Source organism: Streptomyces sp. YS415, assembly GCF_023544665.1.
Classification (GTDB): Bacteria; Actinomycetota; Actinomycetes; order Streptomycetales; family Streptomycetaceae; genus Streptomyces.
Genome location: NZ_JAMJFL010000051.1, coordinates 20,342 through 28,453 on the forward strand (window position 1 = coordinate 20,342; position 8,112 = coordinate 28,453).

Annotated in this window: 5 protein-coding genes and 1 tRNA gene; 2 read left to right on the forward strand and 4 right to left on the reverse strand. The window is 68.3% G+C overall.

Annotated elements, in window-relative coordinates; genetic code table 11:
* Nucleotides 1–90 precede the first annotated feature (90 nt).
* Nucleotides 91–1,194, reverse strand: a complete 1,104-nt coding sequence (locus tag M8H82_RS34700; protein ID WP_250079422.1) for an amino acid dehydrogenase — start codon at nucleotides 1,192–1,194, stop codon at nucleotides 91–93.
* 221 nt (nucleotides 1,195–1,415) lie between these two features.
* Between M8H82_RS34700 and M8H82_RS34705 the strand changes: the two genes are divergently transcribed.
* Nucleotides 1,416–2,258 carry a hypothetical protein gene (locus M8H82_RS34705; protein ID WP_250079424.1) on the forward strand — a complete coding sequence of 281 codons (843 nt, stop codon included), beginning with the start codon at nucleotides 1,416–1,418 and terminating at the stop codon, nucleotides 2,256–2,258.
* A 558-nt stretch (nucleotides 2,259–2,816) separates the two neighbouring features.
* Entirely contained in the window at nucleotides 2,817–3,023 is a 207-nt protein-coding gene (bldC, locus tag M8H82_RS34710) for a developmental transcriptional regulator BldC (RefSeq protein ID WP_003949541.1), read from the forward strand.
* 450 nt (nucleotides 3,024–3,473) lie between these two features.
* Here bldC and M8H82_RS34715 read toward each other — a convergent pair whose 3' ends face one another.
* From M8H82_RS34715 to hrpA, 3 genes are all read right to left on the reverse strand, one after another.
* Nucleotides 3,474–3,659 (reverse strand): DUF6274 family protein, encoded by a 186-nt coding sequence (locus M8H82_RS34715; RefSeq protein ID WP_250079426.1) that lies wholly within the window; start codon nucleotides 3,657–3,659, stop codon nucleotides 3,474–3,476.
* Between the two features lie 327 nt (nucleotides 3,660–3,986).
* Nucleotides 3,987–4,061, reverse strand: a tRNA-Asp gene (locus M8H82_RS34720).
* Nucleotides 4,062–4,156: 95 nt separating this feature from the next.
* Complete coding sequence (gene hrpA, locus M8H82_RS34725; protein ID WP_250079427.1) at nucleotides 4,157–8,101, reverse strand: ATP-dependent RNA helicase HrpA; 3,945 nt, start codon at nucleotides 8,099–8,101, stop codon at nucleotides 4,157–4,159.
* Nucleotides 8,102–8,112: the final 11 nt, after the last annotated feature.

Below are 8,112 nucleotides of genomic sequence, written 5' to 3' on the forward strand. Positions count from 1 at the left end.
TTATCGCCGGTCGACCCGCCGGTAGAAGTGAGAGTTCTCTCTAAGTGCCCACCGGCGGGTACCGGCCGAACGGGCGCGCCCCGCAGTGGATCAGCGGGCCCGGCGCGCCGCGGCGGCCTCGTGCATCCGCTGCTCGGCGATCCGGTCGGCCGCGGCGGCCGGCGGGATCCCGTCCGCCTTCGCACGTGCGAATATGGCCAGCGTGGTGTCGTAGATCCCGGCCGCCTTGGCCTTGCACCGCTCGAAGTCGAAGCCGTGCAGCTCGTCGGCGACCTGGATGACACCGCCCGCGTTCACCACGTAGTCCGGCGCGTAGAGGATCCCGCGGTCGGCGAGGTCCTTCTCCACGCCCGGGTGGGCGAGCTGGTTGTTGGCGGCGCCGCAGACGACCCGGGCGGTGAGCACCGGCACGGAGTCGTCGTTGAGCGCCCCGCCGAGCGCACAGGGCGCGTACACGTCGAGACCCTCGACGCGGATCAGCGCCTCGGTGTCGGCCACGGCCGTCACGGTCGCGTGCCGCTCGGTGATCCGGCGCACCGCGTCCGCGCGGACGTCGGTCACGAAGATCTCGGCGCCCTCCGCGACCAGGTGCTCCACCAGGTGGTGGCCGACCTTCCCGACGCCCGCGATCCCGATGCGCCTGCCGCGCAGCGAGGGGTCGCCCCACAGGTGCTGGGCCGAGGCCCGCATGCCCTGGTAGACGCCGAACGCGGTGAGCACGGAGGAGTCGCCGGCGCCGCCGTTCTCGGGGGAGCGGCCGGTGGTCCACCGGCACTCGCGGGCGACGACGTCCATGTCGGCGACGTAGGTGCCGACGTCGCAGGCGGTGACGTACCGCCCGCCGAGGGAGGCCACGAACCGGCCGTAGGCCAGCAGCAGCTCCTCGGTCTTGTCCCGGTCGGGGTCCCCGATGATCACGGCCTTGCCGCCGCCGTGGTCCAGACCGGCCATGGCGTTCTTGTACGACATCCCGCGCGCGAGGTTCAGGGCGTCGGCGACGGCCTCCTGCTCGGTCGCGTACGGGTAGAAGCGCGTACCGCCGAGGGCGGGGCCCAGCGCGGTGTTGTGGAGGGCGATGACGGCCTTCAGGCCGCTGGCACGGTCCTGGCAGAGCACGACTTGCTCATGACCCCCCTGCTCCGAGTGGAACAGGGTGTGCAGTACATCAGCAGGTGCGCCGGTTACGTCGGTCACTGTGGTGACTCCTGGGTAAGTAGCGGCGGTTCGGAGCAGCTCCCGTACGGGTGGCGGGAGCTGTGAGCACGAGATTAGAGCCTGGGGCGCCCCGCCACCTCGACGTGCTCAGGATCACCTACTCCCGGAGTACCCCCGTGCGACGATTTGCATAGTTTTCCCGCCTCTTTCTGAGCGGGTTTCGCAGTTTTTCCCGACAGACGGCGGGGGAGGGAGCAGGCGTGCCCAAGGTGTCCGCGGTGACCGTCCCGTACGCGACCTATCTGCGCGTCTACGAGCCGCTGGCCGCCTTCCCCGAACCCGAGCGCGAGCACTGGGCGCGCTACGCCCGCCGCGCCGACCGTCCGTCGTACCAGGACGAACTGCGCCGCGCCCTGGCGGACTTGCTGCCCACCCCGCCGGTCCCGGTGCCGGTGCACGAGAGCACGGACGCCTTCGTGCTGGAGGCGGACGGGGTGGTGTGCGTGTGCCCGTGGCGCACCCGGCTGCGCGGCTGGCAGGCGCTCGGCGAGCTGGCCGAGGAGTTGCCCGCACCCGTCCTGGAGGCGGTGCTGCCGGAGGTCGTACGGCGCCAGGCCGCCCAGGACTACGAGCGCTGGCTGGCCCGCAACCCCGATGCCCGGCCCTGGATCCGCACCTCGACCTGGCAGGTGCCGCTGCACTGGTTCGTGCTCGTCGCGGACGAGGAGCGGCGCTACGACAAGGGCACCGGCGAGATCCCGCCGATGCTGCGCTACCGCACCCCGATGGTGCAGGCGCGGCGCCGGGTGGCCCGGTCCCTGCGGACGCTGAGGGACACCATCGACGAGGGGCCGCTCGTGGACGGCCTGGTGGACGTGGGGCGCTGGCTGGAGGAGTTCCACCCGCGGTCCCTGGTCGAGCTCGACTACGGCGGCCTGGTGCACGTGCTGCCGGCCGGCGAGCTGGAGGGCGACCACTCCGCCGCGGACGTGGCCGAGGGCATCGCGGCCCTCCGGGAGGGCGACGGGGCGGCGGCCGGGGTGGCGTACGGGCGGCTGGTGGAGCGGTGGCGGTCGGTGCGGGACCGGCGGTCGGCCAACTGACTGTGGGCCAGGTCACTGTGGCGCCCGCCCCTGTGGGCCAGGTCACGAACTGACGTTTGACCTGACGCCCGTTTTGGGGTTTCCTCCTGCCACTGATGCGCCTGGCGCTTCTGAAGTTTCGTCAACATCGGACGTAGGTCCCGATCCGGGCGTTCTCCTCAAGATGTGTCAAGCGTGATGGACCGCACTTACGCGGCCCTTGCGTCTCTTGCCCTCCCTCATGCCAAAATAGGACAAGGAGTCCGGGGAGGACTCCGCTCGCATTGCACGCTTTGGGGGGTCTGTTGACTCCTGATCGCCCTGTGACTGATCGTCACAGCGGCGTGACTGTCCGCTATGGCATGGTCCATCGGCTTCCGTCGCTGATGAACACCTGGAGGGGCAATTCCATCGGTTTGGCCGACGCGGCTGGACAGATGGTGTAGTTGTAGTGCCGAGGACAAGCCGTTCGTCCTATAACCGACTCGACTCGCGTCCGCCATTTCGGGCAACGCGGGTCAAGGTGCAGAATTTAGAGGAAAGAACCGAGAAGGTTCGGTTCTCCCGAGGAGGCCGCTCATGACCGCTCGCACCCCTGATGCCGAGCCGCTGCTGACCCCGGCTGAGGTCGCCACGATGTTCCGCGTCGACCCGAAGACGGTCACGCGGTGGGCGAAGGCCGGCAAGCTTACGTCCATCCGTACGCTCGGCGGACACCGCCGTTACCGCGAGGCTGAGGTCCGCGCTCTGCTCGCGGGCATCCCGCAGCAGCGCAGCGAGGCCTGAACAACTTCATAACCGGGTAAATCGGCACGTCCCCCAACATGCCGAGGCGCCCACCACCCACAGCTCCAAGCGACGCGGGTACTGCCCCAACAGGGCCCACGCCCAAGGCTTCAGGCAACTGACAGGGTGCGTCGTCGATCGCGCTGGACTCCGCCGGGTCCAGCGCGATCTTTTTTGTGCGCCCGGCGGCGGGTGCGAGGGCCCCGGTGTGTGGCCTTGTCGGAGCCTGGGGAGGGGTGTCGGATCTCCCGTGGGCACGCCCTCCCGGCTGGTGCAATTGCACATATTAAATTGACCAGTTGTAGGTGGGGGGTAAGTACCGCGGTTTCGGAAACCCATGCGGTGACACCCGTCACATGCCAGGGAGCTTGTTGCCCGTGGCGTATGTGCGCTAGAGGAGCCGGACGCTCCAGCACCCCACGAGCGCGCGGGTGTTGAGGCCGGCGAGGGTCACTCGACCGGCTCGGGCTCCTGCTCCTCCGGCACGCGGTCGGACTCCGTCGGCGGGGACGCCATCGCCAGCCGCAGCAGCTGATGGCAGATCGGACAGTGCCGGGTCAGATGCCGGTAGGAGGAAGCGGCCGCCAGATGTGCACGGAGCAACGCCCGCGTCTCGTGCCTAGCCGAAGCCGCCATACGCCACCTCCAGGGCCGTACGGGGAAGGAACCCTGGTTTCCTGGGTACCGAGCGAATGTGACGCCGTCAAGACGGCGTGGAGCGCGTCCCCGCCCGAACGAGCCAGCACACGCGGAAAAGCCCGGGCGCAGGCGACCCGGGCTTGGCGTGACATGAGTAGAGCCCGGATCATGATGATCCGGGCTCTACAAACAATGCGGTCCTGACGGGATTTGCTGTACCCGATGGCGGCTGCGCCGCGGGCGCGGCCTCCACCTCGACAAGATGGCGAGGGTGTGGACATGAGTAGAGCCCGGATCATGACGACCCGGGCTCTACAAACAATGCGGTCCTGACGGGATTTGAACCCGCGGCCTCCACCTTGACAGGGTGGCGAGCACTCCAAACTGCTCCACAGGACCAGGTTTCGCGGCGCTTTTTCCTGCGTTGCGCTGCGAGAAGAGACTCTACAGGAGGGTGGGTGTCCTGGTCGAACTCACCCTGCGTGCGGCAGCCGTTACGGCGCCAGCGAGTCGATCGTCTTCACGATCCGCTTGTCCGACACGGGATACGCCGTGCCCAGCGCATGGGCGAAATAGCTGACCCGGAGCTCCTCGATCATCCAGCGGACGTCGAGCACCTGCTGCGGCACCGGACGGCCCTGCGGCATCTGCTCCAGCAGCCAGGCGTACTCGTCCTGCATCTCATGGACCTTCTCCATACGGGTCGTGTCCCGCTGCACGCTCGTCGGCATCTGCTGCAGACGCCGGTCCGCGGCCACCAGATACCGCATCAGGTCCGGCAGCCGCCGAATCCCCGCCGCCGTGACGAACCCCGGCCTCACCAGCGCGTCCAGCTGCTTGCGGACGTCCGTGAGGTTCGCCAGCAGCGCCGGGCTCCGCACGGCCTTCAGACGGCGCTCACAGGCCTGCCAGGCGGCCAGCACCTGCTCCACCTGCCCGACCGCACGCACGGTCGTGTCCACGATCTCGGCGCGCACCTTGTCGTACAGCTTCCGGAACGACTCCTCGTCCCACGCCGGCCCCCCGAAGTCCCCGATCAGCTTGTCCGCCGCCGCCATCGCGCAGTCGTCGAACAGAGCCTGGACCGAACCGTGCGGATTCGCCGACAACGCCAGCTTCTGCGCGTTCGACAGCCGGTCGCTCGCGAACTTCCCCGGATTGACCGGGATGTTGCGCAGGATCAGCCGCCGCGTCCCCTGCCACATCTCCTGCGCCTGCTCCGCCTCCGTGTCGAAGAGGCGCACCGAGACCGTGTCGCCGTCGTCCACCAGCGCCGGATACGCCTTCACCGGCTGACCCGCCCGACGGGTCTCGAAGAGCCGGGGCAACGCGCCGATCGTCCAGTCCGTCAGCCCCGTGCGCTCCAGCGACTCCCCGCCCTCCCGCGACGCCGTCGCCGCGGCCGCCTGCGACAGCGCCTGCCGCGCCTTCGGCTTCAGCCGGAGCTTCAGCGCCTCCAGGTCCTTGTCCTCCGCCAGCTTGCGCCGGCGCTCGTCCACGATCCGGAACGTGATGCGCAGATGGTCCGGCACCTTCCCCCAGTCGAAGTCCTCCGCCTCGAAGGGCACCCCGACCATCCGCTTCAGCTCACGGGCCATCGTCGTCGTCAACGGCTCCTGCAACGGCACCGCCGTGTCCAGGAAACGCCTCGCGAAGTTCGGCGCCGGCACGTAATTGCGGCGGATCGGCTTGGGCAGCGAGCGGATCAGCTCCGTGACGACCTCCTCCCGCAACCCCGGGATCTGCCAGTCGAAGCCCTCGCCCGTGACCTGGTTGAGCACCTGCAACGGAACGTGCACCGTCACACCGTCCGCGTCCGCACCCGGCTCGAACTGGTACGTCACCCGGAACTTCAGCTGCCCCTGCCGCCAGGAGTCCGGATAGTCGGCCTTCGTGACCGCCTCCGCCGACTCCCGGATGAGCATCTCCCGCTCGAAGTCCAGGAACTCCGACTGCTCCTGCCGTTTCCGCTTCCACCACGAGTCGAAATGCGCCCCGGACACCACGTGTTCGGGCACCCGCTGGTCGTAGAAGTCGAACAGCGTGTCGTCGTCGACCACGATGTCCCGCCGCCGGGCCCGGTGCTCGAGCTCCTCGACCTCGCTCAGCAGCTTGCGGTTGTCGGCGAAGAACTTGTGATGCGTACGCCAGTCACCCTCGACGAGCGCGTTGCGGATGAACAGCTCACGACTCGTCTCCGGATCGATCCGGCCGTAGTTCACCTTCCGCTGGGCGACGATCGGCACGCCGTACAGCGTCACCTTCTCGTACGCCATCACCGCCGCCTGGTCCTTCTCCCAGTGCGGCTCGCTGTACGTCCGCTTCAGCAGATGCCCCGCGAGCGGCTCGACCCACTCCGGCTCGATCTTCGCGTTCACCCGGGCCCACAGCCGGGACGTCTCGACGAGCTCGGCGGACATCACGAAACGCGGCTGCTTCTTGAAGAGCGCCGAACCCGGGAAGATCGCGAACTTGGCGTTGCGCGCGCCCAGGTACTCGTTCTTGTTGCCGTCCTTCACGTCCTTCATGCCGACGTGCGAGAGCAGACCCGCCAGCAGGGAGACGTGGACGCTCTGGTCGGCCGCGTCCTCCTCGCTCAGATGGATGCCCATCTGCTTCGCGACCGTGCGCAGCTGGCTGTAGATGTCCTGCCACTCCCGGATGCGCAGGAAGTTCAGATACTCCTGCTTGCACATCCGCCGGAACGAACTCGAACCGCGCTCCTTCTGCTGCTCGCGCACATACCGCCACAGGTTCAGATAGGCGAGGAAGTCGCTGGTCTCGTCCTTGAAACGAGCGTGCAGCTGGTCGGCCTGCGCCTGCTTGTCCGCAGGGCGCTCGCGCGGATCCTGGATGGACAGCGCGGCGGCTATCACCATGACCTCACGGACACAGCCATTGCGGTCCGCCTCCAGCACCATCCGGGCCAAACGGGGGTCCACGGGCAACTGCGCCAGCTTGCGGCCGGTGTCCGTGAGCCGCTGGCGCACGTCCTTCTGCGCCGGATCCAGCGCGCCCAGCTCCTGCAGCAGCTGCACACCGTCCCGGATGTTGCGGTGGTCCGGCGGATCGATGAAGGGGAACTTCTCGATGTCACCCAGACCGGCGGCGGTCATCTGCAGGATGACGGAGGCCAGATTCGTACGCAGGATCTCGGCATCCGTGAACTCCGGACGGGCCTCGAAGTCCTCCTCGGCGTACAGCCGGATGCAGATGCCGTCGCTGGTCCGCCCACAGCGGCCCTTGCGCTGATTGGCGCTGGCCTGCGAGATCGGCTCGATGGGAAGCCGCTGCACCTTGGTGCGATGGCTGTAGCGGGAGATCCGGGCGAAACCCGGGTCGATCACGTACTTGATCCCCGGGACCGTCAGCGAGGTCTCCGCGACGTTGGTCGCCAGAACGATCCTGCGGCCGGTGTGCTGCTGGAACACGCGGTGCTGCTCCGCGTGCGAGAGCCGGGCGTACAGCGGCAGCACCTCGGTGAACCGGTACTTCTTCTTCTCCAGCGCGTCGGCCGTGTCCCGGATCTCCCGCTCACCGGAGAGAAAGACGAGGATGTCGCCCTTTCCCTCGCCCATGAGCTCCTCGACGGCATCGGTGATGGCCGTGATCTGGTCCCGGTCCGCGTCGTCGGAATCCTCTTCCAGAAGCGGCCGGTAACGCACCTCCACCGGATACGTCCGCCCGCTCACCTCGACGATCGGGGCGTCACCGAAATGCCGGGAGAACCGCTCCGGATCGATGGTGGCCGAGGTGATGACGACCTTCAGATCGGGCCGCTTGGGCAGCAACTGCGCGAGATAGCCGAGCAGGAAGTCGATGTTCAGGGACCGCTCGTGCGCCTCGTCGATGATGATCGTGTCGTAGGCGCGCAGCTCGCGGTCGGTCTGGATCTCGGCGAGCAGGATGCCGTCGGTCATCAGCTTGATGAAGGTGGCGTCCGGGTTCACCTGATCGGTGAACCGCACCTTCCAGCCCACCGCCTCACCGAGCGGAGTATCCATCTCGTCGGCCACCCGCTCGGCGACCGTCCGTGCGGCGATACGGCGGGGCTGGGTGTGCCCGATCATGCCGCGCACCCCCCGCCCGAGCTCCAGGCAGATCTTCGGGATCTGGGTCGTCTTTCCCGAACCCGTCTCACCGGCGACGATGACCACCTGATGATCACGGATGGCGGCCGCGATCTCGTCCTTCTTCTGGCTGACGGGCAGCTGCTCGGGATACGTGACGGCCGGCACCCGGGCCCGCCGCGCGCTCATCCGCTCCTCGGCCTTCACCACCTCGGCCTCGATCTCGGCGACCACGGCGGCCCGGGCCTCCGGCTTACGGATCTTGCGCGCACCTTCGAGCCGCCGACCGATCCGGTGCGCATCACGCAGGGACAGCTCGGTCAGACGGGGGGCGAGGGCGCCGAGGGCGGGGGCAGGGTGCGTAGACATACGCGATCCAG

Bases quoted from the DNA above. Each gene is read 5' to 3' on its own strand.
- bldC (WP_003949541.1), top strand. From the start codon at position 2,817: ATGACCGCTCGCACCCCTGATGCCGAGCCGCTGCTGACCCCGGCTGAG.
- M8H82_RS34715 (WP_250079426.1), bottom strand. From the start codon at position 3,659: ATGGCGGCTTCGGCTAGGCACGAGACGCGGGCGTTGCTCCGTGCACAT.
- hrpA (WP_250079427.1), bottom strand. From the start codon at position 8,101: ATGTCTACGCACCCTGCCCCCGCCCTCGGCGCCCTCGCCCCCCGTCTG.